This window comes from Streptomyces sp. NPDC094143 (genome assembly GCF_040303825.1).
Lineage (GTDB): Bacteria > Actinomycetota > Actinomycetes > Streptomycetales > Streptomycetaceae > Streptomyces.
Window position 1 is genome coordinate 1 of sequence record NZ_JBEOTZ010000075.1, and the last position, 16864, is coordinate 16864.

At 69.9% G+C, this 16864-nt stretch carries 14 protein-coding genes and 3 pseudogenes; 9 read left to right on the forward strand and 8 right to left on the reverse strand.

Annotated elements, in window-relative coordinates; all coding sequences use genetic code 11:
• Positions 1 to 838 precede the first annotated feature (838 nt).
• A complete protein-coding gene (locus tag ABTZ58_RS38735; protein WP_351367816.1) occupies positions 839 to 1003 on the reverse strand; it encodes a helix-hairpin-helix domain-containing protein in 165 nt (54 codons plus the stop codon).
• On the opposite strand from ABTZ58_RS38735, the gene ABTZ58_RS38740 reads away from it, so the two are divergent.
• The 3 genes from ABTZ58_RS38740 to ABTZ58_RS38750 all read left to right on the forward strand — a co-directional run bounded on the left by ABTZ58_RS38740 (position 932) and on the right by ABTZ58_RS38750 (position 2979).
• Positions 932 to 1417 carry a hypothetical protein gene (locus ABTZ58_RS38740; RefSeq protein WP_351367819.1) on the forward strand — a complete coding sequence of 162 codons (486 nt, stop codon included), beginning with the start codon at positions 932 to 934 and terminating at the stop codon, positions 1415 to 1417. The two genes, ABTZ58_RS38735 and ABTZ58_RS38740, sit on opposite strands and share 72 nt — an antisense overlap.
• Before the next feature lie 666 nt (positions 1418 to 2083).
• On the forward strand, positions 2084 to 2680 hold the full coding sequence (locus tag ABTZ58_RS38745) for a thermonuclease family protein (RefSeq protein WP_351367783.1): 597 nt from the start codon (positions 2084 to 2086) through the stop codon (positions 2678 to 2680).
• 89 nt (positions 2681 to 2769) lie between these two features.
• The gene (locus ABTZ58_RS38750; RefSeq protein WP_351367786.1) at positions 2770 to 2979 is read left to right on the forward strand and encodes a DUF6207 family protein; all 210 of its coding nucleotides are present in this window, start codon (positions 2770 to 2772) and stop codon (positions 2977 to 2979) included.
• 96 nt (positions 2980 to 3075) lie between these two features.
• On the opposite strand, the pseudogene ku reads toward ABTZ58_RS38750, so the two are convergent.
• Positions 3076 to 3971: pseudogene (gene ku, locus ABTZ58_RS38755) on the reverse strand (non-homologous end joining protein Ku).
• Positions 3972 to 4390: 419 nt separating this feature from the next.
• On the opposite strand from ku, the gene aroA reads away from it, so the two are divergent.
• On the forward strand, positions 4391 to 5704 hold the full coding sequence (gene aroA, locus ABTZ58_RS38760) for a 3-phosphoshikimate 1-carboxyvinyltransferase (RefSeq protein ID WP_351367789.1): 1314 nt from the start codon (positions 4391 to 4393) through the stop codon (positions 5702 to 5704).
• Positions 5705 to 5816: 112 nt separating this feature from the next.
• Here aroA and ABTZ58_RS38765 read toward each other — a convergent pair whose 3' ends face one another.
• Positions 5817 to 6044 carry a DUF6283 family protein gene (locus ABTZ58_RS38765; protein ID WP_502996211.1) on the reverse strand — a complete coding sequence of 76 codons (228 nt, stop codon included), beginning with the start codon at positions 6042 to 6044 and terminating at the stop codon, positions 5817 to 5819.
• Between the two features lie 216 nt (positions 6045 to 6260).
• On the opposite strand from ABTZ58_RS38765, the gene ABTZ58_RS38770 reads away from it, so the two are divergent.
• Positions 6261 to 7214 (forward strand): IS481 family transposase, encoded by a 954-nt coding sequence (locus ABTZ58_RS38770; protein WP_351367792.1) that lies wholly within the window; start codon positions 6261 to 6263, stop codon positions 7212 to 7214.
• Here the strand turns inward: ABTZ58_RS38770 and ABTZ58_RS38775 are convergent.
• The 5 genes from ABTZ58_RS38775 to ABTZ58_RS38795 form a co-directional block, all read right to left on the reverse strand.
• Positions 7211 to 7909 carry a hypothetical protein gene (locus ABTZ58_RS38775; protein WP_351367795.1) on the reverse strand — a complete coding sequence of 233 codons (699 nt, stop codon included), beginning with the start codon at positions 7907 to 7909 and terminating at the stop codon, positions 7211 to 7213. The two genes, ABTZ58_RS38770 and ABTZ58_RS38775, sit on opposite strands and share 4 nt — an antisense overlap.
• A gap of 160 nt (positions 7910 to 8069) precedes the next feature.
• The gene (locus ABTZ58_RS38780) at positions 8070 to 8498 is read right to left on the reverse strand and encodes a hypothetical protein (protein ID WP_351367798.1); all 429 of its coding nucleotides are present in this window, start codon (positions 8496 to 8498) and stop codon (positions 8070 to 8072) included.
• A 271-nt stretch (positions 8499 to 8769) separates the two neighbouring features.
• Positions 8770 to 9870, reverse strand: a complete 1101-nt coding sequence (locus ABTZ58_RS38785) for an oxidoreductase (protein WP_351367801.1) — start codon at positions 9868 to 9870, stop codon at positions 8770 to 8772.
• Between the two features lie 18 nt (positions 9871 to 9888).
• The gene (locus tag ABTZ58_RS38790) at positions 9889 to 11079 is read right to left on the reverse strand and encodes a DegT/DnrJ/EryC1/StrS family aminotransferase (RefSeq protein ID WP_351367804.1); all 1191 of its coding nucleotides are present in this window, start codon (positions 11077 to 11079) and stop codon (positions 9889 to 9891) included.
• Between the two features lie 79 nt (positions 11080 to 11158).
• The gene (locus tag ABTZ58_RS38795; protein ID WP_351367806.1) at positions 11159 to 12088 is read right to left on the reverse strand and encodes a hypothetical protein; all 930 of its coding nucleotides are present in this window, start codon (positions 12086 to 12088) and stop codon (positions 11159 to 11161) included.
• A gap of 220 nt (positions 12089 to 12308) precedes the next feature.
• Between ABTZ58_RS38795 and ABTZ58_RS38800 the strand changes: the two genes are divergently transcribed.
• The 4 genes and pseudogenes from ABTZ58_RS38800 (at position 12309) to ABTZ58_RS38815 (ending at position 16702) form a co-directional block, all read left to right on the forward strand.
• The gene (locus tag ABTZ58_RS38800) at positions 12309 to 13685 is read left to right on the forward strand and encodes a helix-turn-helix domain-containing protein (RefSeq protein WP_502996212.1); all 1377 of its coding nucleotides are present in this window, start codon (positions 12309 to 12311) and stop codon (positions 13683 to 13685) included.
• Positions 13686 to 14121: 436 nt separating this feature from the next.
• Positions 14122 to 14631: a lamin tail domain-containing protein gene (locus ABTZ58_RS38805; RefSeq protein ID WP_351367813.1), complete on the forward strand. Its 510-nt coding sequence runs from the start codon at positions 14122 to 14124 to the stop codon at positions 14629 to 14631.
• A 141-nt stretch (positions 14632 to 14772) separates the two neighbouring features.
• A pseudogene (locus tag ABTZ58_RS38810) lies at positions 14773 to 15508 on the forward strand (integrase core domain-containing protein).
• Between the two features lie 530 nt (positions 15509 to 16038).
• Positions 16039 to 16702, forward strand: a pseudogene (locus tag ABTZ58_RS38815) (transposase).
• Positions 16703 to 16864: the final 162 nt, after the last annotated feature.

The following is a 16864-nucleotide window of genomic DNA, read 5'->3' on the forward strand; positions in this document are numbered from 1 at the left end:
CGAGGACCACCGCCAGCACGGCGATGATCCACACCTTTCGACTGGGCATTTCACCTTCTCTGCATCGAAGTTGCGGTCTGGAAGGCCTCCCTCCCCGGCGGTGCTCAAGCGCCGGGGAGGGAGGTGGTGCACAGCATTACGGGCGCCGGAGCCGACACTCAACGTGATCAAGGAGTCACGGAACAAAGATGTTCGATGAGCCCTCCTATGCACACTAAAAAGTCAACTTCCGCCTCACCTCAGGCAGAACCGCGACAGAATCAGTCGCTTCCGATCACCATGCATGCAATTGCACAGCCGCTGTCCGGGGGCGAGGCACCATGAAGGAGACGCCTGAGCGTCACACCTTCCCGTCTGGAAGGCGCGCGGGTTCCCTCGTGCTCAAGGAACCCCAGGAGGGCCCCGTGCTGCTCCCGTCCGGCACCTCGAAGCCGCCGGGCGGGAGCCAACATCCCCCGGGGCCCTTGAACGTCATCTCGTCCAACATCCGACCTCGCCGAGGTACCGACAACCGGTCGCAAACCGCCCTGCGGCGTCGCCCACATCTGCGCCATGCGTCACGGCGGTGATGCAGGTCGCAATCTAGGTCACATGCAGATTAGACGGCCGCCCGTGCACGGCTGACAGAGTCGGTTTGCCGTCTTCGAAACCCACGAGTGAAGCCGTGCCGGGCGCCCTCGGGGGACTTCAACAGCACCTCAATCCATTGCCACTCCGGCAGCTCCGACTCCATCGCCCTCCGGGCCGGTGGGTCCGGAGATCTTGCCCCCTATGGCTTGATTCACCTGGAGTGGTTCCGGCACTGCTTTTGTGAAGCGGTCACGATTAGTGATCAGCATTACCGGAGGAAGAGCAACCGTTCGGCTAGTTCGTCTGCAAGGCCCTCAGGCAGGTTGGCGTAGGCCTCAAGCTCTTCGACGAAGGTAAAACCATGGTGCTCGTCGCGGACCCGTACTACCCGGTCAGCCAGTTCCGGCGTAAAGCCTGGCAGTGTGGCGAGAATCGTGGCCGGTACGTGATTGATGTCGACGAGACCTCCATCGTCGAACTTCCGTGGAAGATCGGGTCGGCCAATCCGCAGTTCCCGTGCAAGGGCGGGATCGTGTTCCAGGATCCGTCGTGCTTCGGCCCGTCGCTGCCGACGTCCCAGCGCTTCACCGATCGCCGGGTCCACACCGTCTCGGCGTGGTACTGCCCGGCCAGGGGATGGCCACACAGGATCAGTCTTGGCCCCGGTGGGGTCTCCGTAACCTGGTTTAATAAGCTGTCGCCGAACGCTGAACGTCGTTGTAAGACCGCCGCCAATCAGCATGATGATCAATACACCACTCGCGGTGCTGTCCGCATCATCCGACGCGCCGATCAAGACGAAGGCGAGGACGGTTATAATCAACGCGATGACGGCGGCAATGCCTAGCGCGCGTGATCGAAGCCGGTAGGCCGCCCACGCGAGGACAAACATCGTTCCCAGCCCGAGCGTGAAAAGAGGGATGAGAGCCCACACGACACTTCCCGCAGGACTCATCCTCCCGACCGGGATGTCAGCGCCGCTTATCCGTGTCACAGCCTCAGAATAACTCCGAGTGCCTCATCATTCCGACCTCCAACATCGGGAGGCGCTTCCGTTCCCTGACGAGTAGGGCTGCAAGCATTCCCAGGCCCGTCGAAAGGCGGCCGGGCAGAGCGAGTGCTGTACTTGGAAGCAGCATTCTTACCTCTGGAGGGCTCCATGTGCCCTTCTCCGCCACCTGACGCGAACGACCGGCGGGACCAACCCTGGCGTCCGGGTCTCCAAGGCCCGCGTGGTCCCAGCAGGCCCAAACGCCCCAAGCATCCCTGGATCACCGCAGTCCTTGTGCTTTTCGGCATTCTTGTGGTCTTGGGCGGCCTCGGGACGCTGCTTGACGGAGGCCAAAAGGGCACCTCCGGCACGACTGCACCGCCAGAGACCTCCGCGACTCAGCCGTCCGAGAACCCTCGTCACGACTCGCCCGCAGGTACAACGAAGCCGCCTGCCGAGACCCCCGACGCCCCCGCGCAGACCACGAAGCCCAAGCCACCCTCAACCGCTTCGCTGGGCGCGGTGGTGCTCCGCATCATCGACGGTGACACCCTCGAGGTGCGCGGCGACGGCGGGGTCCTGCCCAGAGACACCGTGGCTGGGGTCCGGCTTCTGGAAATTGACACCCCGGAGCGAGGTGCCTGTTTCGCTGACGAGGCCACCGCCCGCACCACCACGCTCCTGCCCCCGGGCAGCCGCATCCGCGCCGAACGGGACGTCGAACTCACCGACCGCTATGACCGGTACCTGCTGTACGTGTGGAACGAGCAGGGAACCTTCGTCAACGAGTCTCTCGTTCGCAGCGGTCACGCCGAGGCGGTCCTCTACCCGCCCAACGACAAGTACTGGACCAGGATCTCCGACGCCGAGGACGTCGCCCAGCAGGCCGGAGCCGGCCTGTGGACCGCCTGCCCCGCGCAGCCGGAGACCTCCTCCTCTCCCTCGGACTCGGCCGACTCCGTCCCGGAGACCCCGGCGCGCCCAGACCTCCCGGACGGGCCTGACCCCGGTGCGCCCGATGTGGACTGCTCGGACCTGTCAGGGCCCGTCTGGGTCGGCCCCGACGACCCGCACCGCCTTGACCGGGACGGCGACGGCATCGGCTGTGAGGCCAACTGATCCGCTGGCCGTGCCCGGCGGCTTACCCGGTCGGGTGAAGACTCACGCTCGGGAGAACTCGCGGGGGCGCCCGGGCGCTAGTGCCAGGCATGAAGCAGATCAACGAGTCACATGTGGCAGCGCCGGGCCTGGCGGTCGTGGAGGTCGCGACCGCCGCTGATGACACCGCCTTCGCCGTGCAGGAGCTGCTCGGCGCGCGGTGCGCCATCGCGCCGGCGGATCATACGACCCGGGCACTCGGCGAGCCCGGTGTACGGCTGCGCTGCTTCCTGGACCTGCGTCAAGAGCCTGACGCGTAGCACTGCGGGGGCGATCATTCCGCGCTGACCAGCCGGGCTTCCCCCACAGTCGGCGCACCGGGCTCGCCGGGCCGGACGCCCCGGGGGCGATCGAGTTCACGCGCTCTTGCGCGGTTTGCGCCCTGCTGTCTTCTTTGCTGCGGTCTTCTTGGCCGGCTGCTTCTTCGCGGTCTTCTTCTTCGGCATGTCGTGGACGTCGGCGTCCTCTCCGCGGTCCGCCCGCGCCTTCTGCACGGACTGGGTCAGGGCGGCCATGAGGTCGACGATCTGACCCGGCTCCCCCTCCGGCTCCGGCAGGGTCGGCGGCTCGCGGTGCTCCCGCTTGGCCTCGATGATCTGCTCCAGGGCCTCGGTGTAGGTGTCCTGGAACTCTGCGCCTTCGAGATCCTCGCGGGTCATGCTGTCCATCAGCGCCAGGGCGCCCTCGATCTCCTCGTCGGACAGCTCCACCGGCGGCGGCAGCAGTTCGCTGGGGTCGCGGATCTCGTCGGGCCAGCGCATGGCGTGCAGCACGATCACGTCGTCGCGCACCGCAGCAGCCCCAGGCGTTCCCGCCCGCTCCAGGCGTATTTCGCGACGGCGACCTTGGCGGAGCGGCCGAGGGCCTTCGCGAGGAGCTTGTAGGGCTTGTGCGCGACCTGCCCGGACGGCTGGAGGTAGTAGCCCTCGCCGATCCGGATCGGGTCCACGGACTCCAGGGGCACGAACGCTTCGATCTCGATGGCCTTGGCGGTGGGCAGGGGCAGGTCGCGCAGTTCGTCGTCGCTGATCGGGATGACCTGCTCCTTGGTGAGCTGGTAGCCCTTGCCGATCTCGTCATTGCGGACCTCGCGGTCCTCGGCCTCGCAGAACTTTCGCACCCGCACGCGGCCCATGTCCTCCAGGTGGTACTGGTGGAAGTGGACACTGTGATCTTCGGTGGCGCTCTGCACGTTGATCGGCACGGTGACCAGACCGAAGGAGATGGCGCCTGACCACACGGTTCGGGGCATGAGGTACCTCCACGCTAGCCCCGAGCAGCACCAGCCTACGAGCGGCACGGCCGCCACGCATGCGTGCGCCCGCCGGCACAGCAGGCCGTAGGCATGTGTCCACGGAGCGAGGGGGCGGTGTCGGCCGGGCGACCAGGAGCCTCGTCCGGCTCTTCGGGACCGGGCCGGTGGCCGACGTCGACACACACGTCGCTGGTGCCGGCACGGCAAACCGGTCGCGGAAAGGAGGGGGTCAGGGCGTGCGCTGCGTGCGGCCGCTGGGGCCCGTCCTGCGGGGGCGCCAACTTCTCGAATCGGAGCCCGCGGTGCAGTGCGAGACGCGTAGTGTCGACCATAAGCGTGATCGTCTGGACACGTTGAGTCGTCCCCTGTCGCTCGTTCTCAGACCGTGCACGTTCCTGCGCAGAGGAAGAAGTCTCATGACACCCCCCGCCGCTTCCGATCTCGACGCCGTCTCCAGCCTGCAGGTGACCGGGGCCGGGCCCGCCCGTGGCTCCCTCCGGGTGCCGGGCGACAAGTCCATCTCGCACCGTACCGTGCTGATGGCGGCGATGGCCCACGGCTCCAGCATGATCACCGGCCTGTCCAAGGGCCAGGACGTGACGCACACGCTGCGCGCCGTCGAGCGCTTCGGAGTGATCGTCACCGATGCGGGTGACGGGCGAGTGCGGGTGGAAGGGCCGATCCGGCACGAGCCGGACGATGTCCTCGACCACGGCAACGCCGGCACCGGCATCCGGCTCACCTCAGGGGTGTGCGCGGGCATCGACGGCATCTCGGTGCTGACCGGGGACCGGTTCCTGCGCCGGCGCCCGATGGAGCGGATCGCCGCGCCGCTGCGGCTGATGGGGGCGGGCGTGGACGGCCGCCAGGGCGGGAATCTGGCGCCGCTGGTGATTCGCGGTGGCTCGCTGACCGGTATCACCTACGCCCCCAAGGTCGCGTCAGCGCAGGTCAAGGGGGCGCTGCTGCTGGCGGGCCTGTCCGCTACGGGCCCGACCACGGTGGAAGAGGTGCATGCGACGCGGCGGCACACCGAGGAGATGCTGGTCGAGTTCGGCGCCCGGGTGCGGGTGGACGCTCACCGGGTGACGGTGGAGCCCGGCCGGCTGACGGCGGCGGACGTCAGCGTGCCGGGCGACCCCAGCCAGGCAGCGTTCTGGGCGGTGGCCGCGCTGCTCGCCGAGCAGGGCGAGATCGTGGTCGAGAACCTGTATCCCGGGTTCGGGCGCAGCGACTTCGTCGGCGTGCTGGAACGCATGGGGGCCGACATCACCTTCGACACGACGGCGGGGACGCTGAGCGTGCGCGCGTCGCGGCTGCGGGCGGTGGAGCTGACCGCTGAGGACATTCCCGGGATCGTCGACGAGGTGCCGGTGCTGGCGATGGCGGCCGCCGTCGCCGAGGGCACCACCGTGATCTCCGGAGCGGGTGATCTGCGGGCGAAGGAGTCCGACCGGATCGCCTCCACCGCGGCGATGCTGCGGGCGTTCGGCGTGAAGGTGACCGAGACGGAGGACGGCATGGTCATCGAGGGCACCTCCCGGCTGCGCCCGGCCCGGGTGGACAGCCACGGTGACCACCGGATCGCGATGACGGCCGCCGTCGCCGGCGCGTGCGCGGCCGAGGGGACGACCGTGATCGAGGGCTGGGACTCGGTGGCGACCAGCTACCCGCGCTTCGCCGAAGACCTGGTGCGTCTGACCGGTGCGGGCGCCGCACCGGTGGCATAGAGGCCACTTGTAGGAGCCTTGGGCCCGCTCTGCCCACCGGGGGAGAGCGGGCTGCCTGCCCGGGCGTCGTCCCCGCACCCGAGAGGGCTCGGGGCAGCGGTAACTCGGCCAGTCAGTCGTGTGTGGGCGCCCCCAGTTGCTCGGCCCGGGCCGCCAGGAGGGCGTCCAGGCTGGCATACAGGCGCGGCCAGTTGCTGCGGGGTTTCACTGCATGGCCGGCCAGGATGTCGAAGGCCAGTGCCAGCCGGATCGCGAGGTGGTATTCGCCCACCGTGGCCAGCCAGCCCGCACACCAGCGGTAGGCGTGGGGCGTGCCCGGCTGGTCGAGGTGGCAGGCCACCACAGGAGCGCCGACCGGCGCCTCCGCTCCCGGCCCCCCCGTCTGCCCGCCGCAGCATGTCTATGCTACGTGTTGATCACAGTACCAAGGGGCCACTAGCTGTTCTGTCCACGGAGGTTGGTGACGCAGCTCTCGGCTGACGGATCTTGAAATGGGTGAGGGCCTTCTGACTCGGTGTGGATTGCGGCATCTGCACCGGCGACCAGAAAGGCCCTCGTGCCCCACCGTAATGCACCCCTGACCGAGACCGGCCGTCTGCGCCTTGCCCGCTGCGTGGTCGAGGACGGTTGGCCCCTTCGCCGGGCCGCCGAACGTTTCCAGGTCTCGCCGAGCACGGCCCAGCGGTGGGCGAACCGCTACCGCCTGCTCGGCGAGGCGGGCATGAACGACCGCTCCAGCCGCCCGCGCACGAGCCCGCGTCGCACCCCGACCCGCATCGAGCGGCGGATCATCAAGGTCCGTGTCCTGCGCCGCTGGGGACCGGCCCGCATCGCGCACCTGCTGCGGCTGAATCCCTCCACGGTCCACCGCGTGCTGACCCGCTTCGGCCTGGCCCGCCTGGCCCATCTCGACCGGGCCACCGGCCGGGCGATACGCCGCTACGAACGCGCCCGGCCGGGCGAGCTGGTGCATGTCGACATCAAGAAACTCGGCAACATCCCCGACGGCGGCGGCCACAAGGTCCTGGGCCGCCAGGCCGGCCGCACAACACGCTCCGGCACCGGCTACAGCTACCTGCACACCGCCGTCGACGACCACTCCCGCCTCGCCTACAGCGAGATCCACACGGACGAGAAGAAGGAGACCGCCACCGGCTTCTGGAGCCGGGCGCAGGCGTTCTTCACCGCCTGCGGCATCACAGTCGAGCGCGTGCTGACCGACAACGGCTCCTGCTACCGCTCACGCGACTGGCGAGACCTGCTGGCAGCAGCCGGGATCACCCACAAGCGAACCCGGCCCTACCGGCCCCAGACCAACGGCAAGGTCGAACGCTTCAACCGCACCCTGCTCGACGAATGGGCCTACGCCCGCCCCTACCGCTCAGAGCAGGAACGACGCGACGCCTTCCCCAGCTGGCTGCACACCTACAATCACCACCGCGGACACACCGCGCTGAAAGGCCAACCACCCGCCAGCCGCGTCCCCAACCTCACAGGGCAATACAACTAGCGCTGAGTCTGTGCCGTTGCAGCGATCTCGGGCGCCGTCGCCGTGGCTCGCTGGCCTGCCTGGACCTGCTGGAGTCGTTTGATAGTGGCGGCCAGCACGTCATGGGCGTCTGTGGGATCCGCGCCCGCGTCCTCCACTGTGACTCGGGCGATGACGGTGCCGGACCTGCTGTAGCCGTAGACCGTGCCACTCGATCCACTGTGGGCGAGGAAGATCGACTCCTCTCCGACTCGACCGGTCTCGAGGGGGGCCGTTTCATCCGTGTCCGGCCACTGGTCGTACGCCGCCTTCGCGTGCGCGACACTGTCGAACTGGCAGACGTCTAGATCAATGCCTCGTGAGACGGTCGTTCCCTGATAGTCGTAGTCGCCGCTACCCGCTCGCTGCCAACCGGCCGGCGCTGGAGTGTCCAGCGGAGCACAGTCGTCGGGCTCGCCCGGCATGCGCTTGTGCAGACTGCCGGGAAGGTAGCCGGGGACCAGGTCTTCAGCGTCGGGAATCGCCTGTGTGAGTTCCCCCCGGCTGAGCTGCTTGGTCAGCGGCAGGTCGGGGTTGTCCTTGGACGGCCTTGCTTTGCCGGTTCCGCTCGCTGACGGCGCCCCAGCGGGGGTCGGCGGTGTCTTGTCTGCGGAGCAAGCGGATAGCGAGAGGCAAGCCAGAAGGGTCGCGACGAGGGGAAGGTGACTCCGTGTCATGTTGTCAACATAGATCAGCTCCGGGCCGCCAGCTCTGAATCTCGCCAGGTACGGCGGGGCTCGACAAGATCCGGAAGAGCCGCCATAGGAGCATCCCGTCACAGCGTTGGCCCGCTCCCCAGGTTCGCCGCCGTGGGAGCGGGCCAACGCTGTGGCGGGGCTACCAGGTGTAGCCGTGGTAGGTGAACTCGGCGGCGTAGGCCTCCTCGACGGCCTTGCGCGCCGCGGGGGTGAGCAGGTCGCGGTAGCCGGTGCCGGGCGGCCGGAACTGCGCCTTGGCGCGGGGCAGGGCGAGGGTGGGCAGGCCGGTGCGGGCGGTGAGGGCGTCGAGGCCGGCCTGGAGGTGTTCGTGCCGGATGATCTGGTCGACCATGACCGTACCGCTGTGGTCGGTGTACAGCGGCCAGTTGAGCGCGTCACGGAACTCGCCGGTGTCGATGAACTCCTCGATGGGGATGCGCGGGGTGGTGCGGTGGCGGTGGAAGTACAGCGAGAGGACCTTCTCGTAGGGGCTGCGTTCCAGGCACACGGTCAGGTAGCGGTGGTAGGTGTGGGGGCCGAGCTGTTCGCGGATCTCGGTGGCCGGCATGTGGTTGTAGTAGCGCACGCCGGGCCCGGGCCCCGGCGGAACCGGTTCGGCCCCAGGGGTGTGGCCCGGGTGCAGGTGGTGCTGCGGGGCCCGGCCTCCTTGCCTCGCGCGGAGCGCTTCGCGCGTGGGGAGAGGGAGGTGATGATGTCGCGCGGTGAGGCGTGGCGGGACAGGGCGATCTCCACCGAGGTGCCGGCGGTCTTTCGGTGCGGACGAAGATGAGGCCGACGTCGTGCATGACCAGCATGACCGGGGTTCCTTCCGTTCGGCTTCAGAGTTCGGGGGGCAGGTGGCCGTCGGCCGGTGTGGAGACGGTGGCCAGCGCCCGCCGGTAGGGCGGCGGGGCCAGCTGAGGGGCGTGCCGGGCGGGCAGCATCGGGTCGATGAGGAGCTGGCGGCCCATCAGGACGAGATCGCAGGCACCGGTGGCGAGCAGGCGGGCGGCTTGTTCCAGGTTGGTGATTTTGCCGACGGCCGCGGTGAGTACGCCGGTGCGGGCCCGGACGGCGGCCGCGTAGGGGGCCTGCCAGCAGGGGCCGGTGGGGCGGGGTTCGGGGCGGGCGATGCCGCCGCTGGTGCAGTCGATCAGGTCGGCGCCGTCTTCGGCGAGCAGCGGTACCAGGCGCAGCGTGTCCTTCAGAGTCCAGCCGCCGGGCAGGAAGTCGGTGCACGACAGGCGCACGGCGAGCGGCAGCTCGGCGGGCCAGGCGTCCCGTACGGCCCGGACGGTCTGGCGCAGCAGACGGGTGCGGTTGGTGAAGGTTCCGCCGTAGGCGTCCGTGCGGCGGTTGGCGAGGGGTGAGAGGTAGCTGTGCAGGAGCCGACCGTGTCCGGCGTGCAGTTCCAGCAGGCGGAAGCCGGCCGCGGCGGCCCGGGTCGCGGCGGCCGCGAACTGGGCGATGGCGGTGTCGATCTGGGCGCGGGTCATCTCCGCGGACACGCGGTAGCCGTCGGCGAAGGCCAGCGCCGAGGGCGCCAGCGGCGTCCATCCGCCCTGGGCCGGGTCGAGCGGCCGGTCGCCGTGCTCCCCGAAGGGGCGGGTGCGGGAGGCCTTGCGGCCAGCATGGGAGAGCTGCAGGCCCGGCACGGCCCCCTGCGCGGCGATCACCGCGGCGACCTCGCTCAGCGCGCCTGTCTGGTCGTCGTTCCACAGGCCGAGGTCGTCGGGGGTGGCGAGGGCCTCGGGAGCGACGGCGGTGGCCTCCACGATGACCAGGCCCATGCCGATGGAGCGGGTCTGGTAGTGCGGCAGGTGCCAGTGGACGTCGGGCAGGTTGCCGGCCGTGGCCTGGTAGGTGCTCATGGGCGGCAGGCCCAGCCTGCTGCGCAGTTCGATGCCCCGCAGGCGTAACGGGGTGGACAAAGGATGCATGGGGTCGTCCTTGTCGTTTCAGGTTCCGACTGCGGACAGCCGTTCGGCGGCCGCGGCGAGCGCGTGGTCGTAGGGGTCGGGGTCGCCGTCGGGCAGCGGCTTGTACAGGTCCCGGGTGTCGATCTCCACCAGGTCCGCCAGGAACCGGACGGTGCCCGGGAAGCCGTCCGGGGCGACCTGCGCCGGGCGGGGCAGGCCGAGGAGGGCGGCCAGGTCGGGATCGGTGAACAGCGGCAGCTGGTGCAGCGGCTGGGCAGGCAGCCAGGCCCGCACCCCCGCTGCGCGCAGCGCCGTCACCACCTGGTGCGCCGGGCGGCCATCGGTGAGGCGCCAGTGCAGTTTGTACAAGGCTCCTGCCGTCCGGCCGACTGGCTCGGGCAGCGGCACCAGCGCGGGCAGGTGCCGGGCCAGGAGCTCTTCCACGGCGGCCTGGCGCTCGTTCTTCGTGGCCACCGTGTGCGCCAGGCGGCGCAGGTGATCCGCGACCAGGACGGCCGCGACCGGACTCGCGCGCCGGTTGTGGCCGGCCCCGCTCTGCGCCAGGGCCCGCAGCCCGTTGTCGCGCACCCGGGCCAGGGCGCGGTGCTTGGGCTGGGCCAGGACGTGTGCCCGCTCCCACACGACGCGGTCCGGCGTCGCCAGCAGCCCGGCCTTCCCGCCGCTGCACATCTTCCACGTGCCGCACGAGAAGATCGCCACGTCCGCGCTGATGCCGACCGGGCGGCCCCGCCAGGTGGCGCCATGGGCGTGGCTGCAGTCCTCAACCAACGCCAGGTGGTGCTGGTCGCAGAACCGCCGGAGGGGGTCCGCGGGCACCGGGCGGCCGAACAGGTGAGTGACGGCGAGGGCGGCCGTGCGCTTGGTGATGCGGCCGGCGGCGTCGTCCAGGTCGATCCCGCCGGTCGCCGGATCGGTGTCGCACAGCACCGGCACCAGGCCCTGCGGCAGCATCGCCGTCGCGGTGGCCCTGAACGAGGTGGCCGGGATGAGGACTTCGCTGCCCGGCGGAAGCCGCAGAGCGGCGTAGGCGGTCTCGAGCGCTGCGGTGCCGGAGTCGCACAGCATCACGTGCCGTCCCGGCACCAGCACGTCCGCGACGAGCTGCTCGCACGCGTCGATCAGCGGATGGCCTGGTCCGGCGGCCGCCATGTCGCCTTCCTCCAGCAGCCGCCGCACCGCGTTGAGCGCGCCCTCCGACCACCAGGCCACAGCAGCGGCCCCGCACTCGACGGCAGCGCAGTCGATGCCTGGGGCGCACTGGCCGGGGAACTGGAAGCGTGCGTTGTCGTCACGTCCATGGGCTCCTCATCTCCTGCTCGGGCCAGAACGCCGCCTGCGGCGTCCGGGTCAGCAGCGGCCAGGCGTGCGATGCCGCGACCAGGGCGGCCCACCTCGCCTCAACCGGCCCCGCGAACAACTCGCGCGCCTGCACCGGCCGGCCCGGCCGGTGCCGCGAGGGCAGGCCCAGTGGCGGCAGTTCGGCCTCGACGGCGCGCACCGCCCCCTCTATCGCGGCAGGCTGTGCGCCCGCCAGGTGCGTGGACGCCTGCCGGATCAGCTCCGCCCGCTCCGCCCGGTCACAGAACACGGCCAGCTCGCGTACGACGTCGGCCGGGTCGTCCGGGGTGTGCAGCATCGTCAGGGCGCGGTTCGGGCTGCCCGCCACCGCCCGCAGAGAGGCCTGCTCTCTGCGGCGTGCATCGTTGCGCCCCTTCAGCCTGGTCATCCGCACGGACACGGGCTCGCCGCCGGCCGCCCGCGCCGAGCCCGTGCCGGCGGTCCACACCACCAGCAGCCCCGGTCCCAGAGCGGCGAGAGCGTCCAGCAGCATCAGCCGTTCCGTCGTGGCCCACCGGCACATGTACGCCCACAGCACGCGGATCCCGCACCGCTCCAGCCGCACCGGCTGTGCGGCGAGTGGCCGGAAGCCCGCCGCTTCGGCAGCGGCCAGCACGCCGCGCGCTGTTGCGGCGGCGAAGGCGTCCGGGCGCAGCCACATCAGCGACGTCCGCTCGGCGAACGCGTACGCCTGCTGTTCACCGAGCTGCCCGGCCAGCGACGCCCATCCCTCCAGCGCGAACAGGTCGCGGGCGAACACGTCCGCCTTGCCGTCGGTGTCGGTCAGCCGGTCCCACCTGGGGCCGGCCAGGTCGAACGCGGCGCTGCGATCCTGGTCCGCCCGGCCGAGGTCGTCTGTTCCTCGCGCTGCTAATCGCACCGCATGTCCCCTCTCCTTTCGGCGACTTCGCTCTCCCCCGCGCCCTCACGCTGCTCGGGCAGGGCCCGGGGGTCGCCCACGTCTCAGCCTCACGCCGTTGAGGGGGAGGCGTCTGTATGCCCGCTGTCTGCTCGATCGGACGGCTGCAGGGGCGGACTTGCACATGGCCCCGGGGGCACGCCACGGTGAGGGCTGACGAGTCGGCCTTCGGGGAGGGGCGATGCAGGCCAGTCGGCGACTGCAGGAGCATCCACTGACTTACGTTCGTGAACAGCGCGGCTGGAGCATGGAGCGCCTCGCCCGCGAACTGCAGGCAGCCGCCCGCCGGCGCGGCATGATCCTCACACCCAGCCGGGACCGCATCTACAAGTGGGAGTCGGGCCGGGTCGCAGCCCCGGACGCGGACTACCAGATGCTGCTGGCCGATGTGCTCGGCGTGCCTCAGGAGCTGGTGGAGACGCTGGGCTGGCCGTGGTGGCTGCCCGCTTTTGACACCCCGCACGATTTCAGCGCCCGCGGCACGCGCGCCGCCCTCCGGGAGGTTTTGGTGGTTCTGCAGCATCCCGACCGGCGGGCCTTCCTCGCCCTGAGCACCGGTGCTCTGGTCGGCGTCGCCCAGCAGTGGGCTTCGATCGAGCCGGAGCGTGTGGCCACCGCCCTGGACGGGCGGCGCGTGGACGGCACGTTAGTGGCGTGGCTGGAATCGAGGACCGATGAACTGCGCGCACTGACCAACACCAACGCCCCGGAGTGCACCGACCTCGTCCACGCCCTGCTGCGCACGACGATCGGGCTCATCGACCACGCCGCCTACGACCACCCCACCGAGCGCCGGCTGCACCAGGTGGCCGCGTCAGCGGCGCAGTGCGCGGGATGGCTCCACTTCGACCAGGGCGAGTACGCCGCCGCACAGCGGCACTGGAGCGCGGCGCTCCACGCCGCCCACGCCGCGCACAACCGGGACCTGGGTGCCGGCATCCTGACGGACTTCGCCTACTTCGCCACCTGGCTCGACCACCCCGCCACGGCCGTCTCCGTGCTGGAGCACGCCCACTCCCGCACCGCGTCGCCGGCCGCCCGCGCACTGCTGCACCTGCGGCGTGCGGGCGCGCTCGCGGTGCTCGGGGACCGAACCGCCACCAGCCGTGCTCTCGTCGCCGCCGAGCAGGACCTCGAACGGGCCCAGCCCGCCACCACGCCGCCCTGGGCCGGATGGATGTCCCCCGCCGACCTCACGATCGACGCCGGCCGCTGCTGGCTGACCCTCGGCCAACCGCAGCGTGCCGAACAGTCGCTGACGGACGGCATCGGCATGCTCGTACCCTCACGGCAACGCACCAGGTCACTCGCCCTGGCCTACCGCGCCGAAAGCGCCCTCGCTTGCCGCGACCTCGACGCGGCCGCCGCCGACGCCCGCTCCGCCCTGGACACCGCGCTCGCCACCGAAGCAAGCCGCTGCATCAAGCTCGTCAACGACGCCGCCGCACGGATCACCCCCCACACGAGCAATGCGGCTGTACGGGACTTGCAGGCCCATATCGCTGCCCTCCCCCAGGCCGTCTCCTGGTCGCAACCGGCCACTGGAGGGCGCGGTTGATGCACCGATCGACGGTGCTGCGCTCCCCCGGTGTGCGCGGTCAGCGGAGATGGGGGCACTGCCCGGATGCTTGCGGACGCCGCCTGTGCAGATCGTGTGCGGACGCGTGACGCGCTGTCCTACCCGTAGTTGATCAGGTCATCGCGTCACGTCCGTCCCCCGAGCGGATACGCGAACAGGATGTCCGGCGTTGCCTCGGTCCGGACTCCCTGGCACAGCGCCCGGCTCCAGGCGTCAGCGTGGAGCCGGGCGCACCCTGCCGGCCAGATCCGTACTCGCATCCTCGGCACGGTGGTCGATCTCCAGCAGCACCGGCACACCGCCCACCGGTGCTGGCAGGCGGCTCTGCGTCCTTCGAATGGGTGAAGGTCCACATCCCGCGCAACCACCGGACCCGGGGTGGATGTCGTGCACAAGCGACACCACCCGCTCGACTATGAGGAGCCCCCTCTTGCGCAAGAGCCTCGTCACCGCTGCCGCTGTTGCAGCCGGCACCCTGACTGCCCTGACCGCCGTTCCCGCGCACGCCGCCGAGTACAGCTCGGCGCTGAAGATCCGCGGAGTCCAGTACGACGCGCCCGGCCGGGATTCCAACAGCTGCTCCTCGGGCAACACCGACCAGGAGTACCTGACGGTGAAGAACTACTCCTCCCGGACGACGATCAACCTCAAGGGCTACGTCGTCAAGGACGCCACCGGCAACCGCTTCACCTTCACCGCCAACCACTACCTGCAGCCCGGCGACTACGTGAAGCTGCGCGGCGGCCACGGCACCGACTCCGACACCCACAACGTCGTCTACCGCGACAACTGCAACTTCCTGTGGAACAACGACAAGGACACCATCTACCTGTACAAGCCCTCAGGAAGCCGCGCCGACGTCCACACCTACACCAAGTCCAGCAGCGACCCCGACGGCAACGGATACATCAGCTTCCACAGCTGACCTGAGGCCAGGCCACCCTAAGGTCTCTTGTCCCGGGGGGTGTGGACGGGTGAGCCAGGTCTCGGCTGAGGGGTATTGAACGGGTGAGGGCCTTCCGGTTCGGTGTGGATTGCGACGTCTACACCCGACCGACACGCCCTCGTGCCCCACCGTAATGCACCCCTGACCGAGACCGACGGCTGCGCCTGGCCCGCTGCGTGGTCGAGGAGGGCTGGCCCCTTCGCCGGGCTACGGAACGCTTCCAGGTCTCGCCCACCACCGCCCGGCGATACCGTGCCCTGGGCAGGGCGGGCATGCGCGACCACTCCTCCCGTCCCCAGCACAGCCCGAGCTGGATCCCAACCCGCACCGAGCGCCGCATCATCAAGGTCCGCGTCCTGCGCCGCTGGGGACCGGCCCGCATCGCGCACCTGCTCGGCCTATAGTGCCCTCGACCATCCACCGCGTCCTGACCCGTTACCGGCTCGCCCGGCTCACGCACCTGGACCGGGCCACCGGCCACGTCATACGCCGGAATGCGACCGGCCCGGCGAGCTGGTCCACACCTACTTCACCGGCACGGGTATCACCGTCGAACGCGTCCTGACGGACAACGGCAGCTGCTACCGCTCCCGCACCGGGCGCGATGCCCTGGCAGCGGCCGGGATCGCGCACAAACGAACCCGGCCCTACCGACCTCAGACCAACGGCAAGGTCGAACGCCTCCACCTCACTCTGCTCGACGAGTGGGCCTACGCTCGTCTGCCGGTCAGAGCAGGAGCGACGCGACGCGTTCCAGGACTGGACGTACTCCTACAATCACCACCGCGGACACACCAGGCTGAAGGGCCAACCACCCGCCAGCCGCGCCCCCAACCTCACAGGGCAATACGCCTGAGAGTTGTCCCGTAACCCCACGAGACTGAGGGTCACGCTGTGCCAGGGTCGACGCCGATGGCACCGGCCGAGCGAAGCGAACGCCCGAGATCTCCGGTGAGGATGCGGGGGTGTCTCCGCCACCACCACAGGTCGGGGCCAGGCAGCCTGTGGAACTGGTCGAGTGCTTGGTCGTCGTCGACGGTCGCGGCCCTGTACCGGTATCCTCGGGGTCCAGAGCTGGACGGTGTGCTCGTCCAGCAGGAGCCATGCCTCGTGCAGCCAGTTTCGGGAGTAGAGGTCGTTGGTGTACTCGTAGATGTCGTCGCCGTAGCCGCGCTCGATGACGCGCACCAGGGCGGCCCACGCGTTCACCCTTTCAGCGACCGTGAATGCCGTCCGCCAGCCGCGCTGGTGCAACAGCTCTCCTACCTCGGTTTCCGTAACCACGGGCGTGAGGCTCTCATGCGAATCGGTCCGGGCGACGAGATGTGTCCCGCCCGCCAGAGGCTGGTAGGCGCCAGCGCTTGATCAAGATGAGATGATCTCGCCGTGGCCGGTGTGATCACGGCGTCGGAGCCGTCTTGGATAGCCCCGTTCACCGGGCTCAGCCCGCGACAGTTCGGCAAGCTGATGACCGTGCTGCGGCGTGAGGGTGCGGACGCGGTCCGCAAGGGCCGGCCGTTGAGCCTGCCGCTGGAGGACCGGGCCCTGCTGGTGGCCGCGTACTGGCGCACGAACCTCACCATGCGGCAGCTCGCCCCGCTGTTCGGGTTCTCGAAGTCGGCAGCGGACCGGATCATCGACTGCGGTCGAAGAACTACCGATACCCCACCATCCCCCAGGTCGTCATCGACGCCGACACCCGCCTGGTCGTCCTAGTCGGCCGGCCGCTCGCCGGCAACCGCCATGACTGCAGGGCATGGGAGGAATCCGGCGCCAAGTCCGTCGTCGGCAGACCACCACGATGGCGGACGGCGGCTACCCGGGCACCGGACTCGTCATCCCGCACCGCCGCGAGCACGGACAGGCCGAACTGCCAGCCTGAAAAGAGGAACACAACAAGTACCACAAGGAGGTCCGCGCCCGTGTCGAGCACGTCTTCGCCCGCATGAAAACCTGGAAGATCCTCCGCGACTGCCGCCTTAAAGGCGACGGCGTCCACCACGCCATGCTCGGCATCGCCCGCCTGCACAATCTCGCTCTCGCCGGATAGGCGGGCGGACCGCACGGCGGGCGGTCAACCGTGCCTCTGGCCACCAGATGATCATTACGGGACAACCCTTACGAGCTCGTGCATGGTTGGCGTAGGCACGTCGAGGGCCGCTGCTTGCCTTCCGGTTCACATTCGCGGATCACCGGAGAGCGTGGCGGTCTG